The organism is Larkinella sp. C7, assembly GCF_006149005.1.
In the GTDB taxonomy this organism is placed as follows: domain Bacteria; phylum Bacteroidota; class Bacteroidia; order Cytophagales; family Spirosomataceae; genus Larkinella.
Genome location: NZ_VBSL01000046.1, coordinates 1 through 2317, shown reverse-complemented (window position 1 = coordinate 2317; position 2317 = coordinate 1). Strand labels below are relative to the sequence as shown.

The 2317-nt window shown below is 43.9% G+C and carries 2 protein-coding genes and 1 pseudogene; all 3 read right to left on the bottom strand.

The window, feature by feature from the left end; translation table 11 throughout:
* Positions 1–507, bottom strand: a 507-nt coding sequence (locus FH871_RS31605) for a leucine-rich repeat domain-containing protein (protein ID WP_369008811.1), incomplete at its 3' end; no start/stop codon positions are given.
* Positions 449–1984 carry a leucine-rich repeat domain-containing protein gene (locus FH871_RS31600; protein WP_212768298.1) on the bottom strand — a complete coding sequence of 512 codons (1536 nt, stop codon included), beginning with the start codon at positions 1982–1984 and terminating at the stop codon, positions 449–451. The genes FH871_RS31605 and FH871_RS31600, both read right to left, overlap by 59 nt.
* Positions 1985–2127: 143 nt before the next feature.
* Positions 2128–2317: pseudogene (locus FH871_RS33365) on the bottom strand (T9SS type A sorting domain-containing protein); the annotation flags it as partial.

Genomic DNA, 2317 nt, shown 5'->3' with positions numbered 1-2317 from the left:
GTTGCAGAAAGCCGTAAAATTGCCTTCGCCGGGCAAGCCGGGGTTGCTGTAAGTATACACACTTTTACCGCAGAATGCTCTCAGCAATTCCGGAAAGCAGCCGCTTAGCCGATTGTTGTATAACCAAAGGTGTTGTAATTGAGATAGATTCCCAAAATTGGCGGGAATAGGTCCACTCAATTGGTTATTTTGTAAACGAAGGGATTGCAAATTGGTCAGGTTACCCAAACTTGATGGAATTGCATTTATCAACAAATTGTCATTCAACGTCAAGTATTGCATTTTGCTCAAATTTCCTAAACTGGCGGGAATCGGGCCGGTTAATTTATTGAAATTCAAATTGATATTGCGCAGATTGGTCAGGCTCCCTAAAAACTCCGGAATCGAGCCGGTTAACTGATTTTGCCCTGCGTAAAACTGATCCAGTTTGGCCAGATTTCTAAAATTGTCAGGAATCGAGCCGGTTAACTGATTGCGGGACAAGGAAAGGTGCTCCAGGGCTGCCATTCCCCAGACTGCCGGGAATGGGTCCACTCAACTCGTTATAATCCAACGTTAAATACCAAACCTTGGTTAGATTTCCCAGACTAGCCGGGATTTCACCACTTAGTTTATTAGTACTCAAACTTAAAAACCGTAGATTGACAAGATTCCCCAAACTACTAGGGAGAGTGCCTTCCAGCTTATTCTCCATCATTGAAAGGGAAGTCAGATTAATCAAGTTCCCAAAACTGTCAGGTATTGGCCCGCTCAATTGATTGAAGTTGAAGTTAATGCCCTGTAGATTGGTTAGATTTCCCAGACTCGTCGGTATTGATCCACTTAGCTGGTTGGTACCAATGGAAAGGTCTTTCAGACTAGTTAGATTCCCCAAACTACCGGGAATGGTACCCGTCAACTTATTTGCGCCCAAAGAAAGGTATTGCAGGTTCGTTAAATTTCCTAAACTGGCCGGAATTTCACCGCTTAACTGATTTTCATACAAATAAAGACTTTGCAGGTTCGTTAGATTTCCCAAGCTACCGGGGATGATGCCCGTCAATTTATTGGTGCCAAAAGAAAGATAGCTTAGTTTGGTTAAACTTTCCAGGTTACCGGGAATCTCCCCGCTTAACTCATTATTATTCAAAAAAATTCTTTGTAAATTGGATAAGTTCCCCAAACTGCCAGGTATCGCTCCTGTCAATTTATTGAAAGCCAAACTCAGAGTTTGCAGGTTTGTCATACCACCCAAACTGGCAGGAATAGTCCCATTCAGCTTATTTCGACTTACTATAATCGATAACAGATTGGTTAGATTTCCCAGACTTTCAGGGATCTCTCCACTCAACTCATTATTATCCAAAGCAAGGTATTGGAGATTCGTCAGGTTACCCAGACTAGCAGGAATTACCCCACTCAATTGATTGTTGTAAAGGTTTATAGAGTGCAGTTTGGGCATATTCCCCAGACTACCGGGAATTTCTCCACTGAACTGATTATTGTTTAAATTAAGGTTTTCTAAATTGGTAAGCTTACTCAACTCGCCGGGGATTTCTCCAGTCAATTTATTCTCCCCCAAGGAAAGATTTTGCAAACTCATTAGATTTTCCAAACTGTTAGGAATACTTCCACTTAACTCATTATTACGTAAAGAAAGATTTTTCAAACTGGTTAGATTTCCCAGACTTTCAGGAAGTGTACCACTTAACTTATTCTCACTCAAATAAATATCCGTCACCCGGTTATTCGTGCAGGAAACTCCATACCACCCGCACGGATTATTGTCCGTCAGCCACTTATCAGCTCTTTTCCAGCCCGAGCCATTGGTAGCATTATACAAATCAGCCAGCGGGGCGTAATCGGGATGCGGGTCGGCGCCGGAAGCCAGCGAAGAGGCCGCTAACCCGAAAACGATGAGCAAGAAAATAGCCGTTCTGAAGTTTATCCACCAGTGCAAGGCTGGCAATATAAATGAGGTTGTGCCCGTGGAGGGGCGCTTCATTGCATTTACGTACAGAGAATACATAGAAAAAAGATTTGATAAAGGAAGATATGGAACAGAAGAAAGGGGGAAATCGGTGACGCAAGCTCTTAACCGTCTGATTGCGTTGATCGGACGGTTAAGAGCTTGCCCATAAACCGGTTTTAAGGTTTGAGTACTTTCAGCGTTACGCTCCGTGCCCCACTAGTCGCCCGTAGCAACAATAATCCTGGAAGTTGATTGTCCAGCGGCAGGGTCTGCAATTCCACCGCCTTGGCTTTTTCCACCAATTCCTCGTGAATCAGTCGGCCATTGACATCCGTCAGTTGCACGCGCAACGGCTGGCCTGCTGCG